The sequence below is a fragment of the Streptomyces sp. SID13726 genome (assembly GCF_010548375.1).
In the GTDB taxonomy this organism is placed as follows: Bacteria; Actinomycetota; Actinomycetes; order Streptomycetales; family Streptomycetaceae; genus Streptomyces.
In genome coordinates, this window is the sequence record NZ_JAAGLY010000139.1 from 1 (window position 1) to 633 (window position 633).

The 633-nt window shown below is 68.6% G+C and carries 1 protein-coding gene; it reads left to right on the forward strand.

Annotated elements, in window-relative coordinates:
* Positions 1 to 46: 46 nt before the first annotated feature.
* The coding region (locus tag G3I78_RS46795; RefSeq protein WP_164436697.1) for a hypothetical protein at positions 47 to 633 on the forward strand (587 nt) is incomplete at its 3' end.

Below are 633 nucleotides of genomic sequence, written 5' to 3' on the forward strand. Positions count from 1 at the left end.
GCAGGCCCGCGCCGCAGCAGCCGGGCTCCTCGACACCCTCCAGTCCATGCCCGAGGTCCAAGCGCTCTACGTCCTCTCCTCCTCTGCCGACGCGCCCAACAACGTCACACGGTTCAGCACCGACTCCGACTTCGACCTCGCCATCGTCCTCGACGTCCCGCTCAAGGAGGACGAGTGGAGGCCCTCCCCGGCGGACACGTACGCCCTGGTCCGCGAACGGCTCCCTGCCTGGGCCCCCGAGTTCAGCTTCTACCTGCCGGTTCCCTGGGGGCGCATGGAGGTCAACGTCCACCAGCTCCTGTTCCATTACGAGGCCGACCCGCGCACGACGTGGAACAGCGACAAGTGCGACGCCTACGCGAACAAGGGCGAACCGCTGCTCGACCGCGAGAACGCCTTCGAGGCGCTGATCCTCCGCAAGACGAGAGAGCAGCTCTGGCGGCTGGAGGGCGAGACCCAACGGCTCCACAACCGGATCACCTGGGACGTGCGCGAGATCCCCCTGCGCATGGCGCGCCGCGTCGGGGCGCCCACCGGGCACTTCGTCCTGTCGGGCGCCCTGGACGAGATCGTGGACTGGCTGTACGCCCGCTCAGGCCGGCTGCTGCCGAACATGAAGTGGAAGCTCCACTC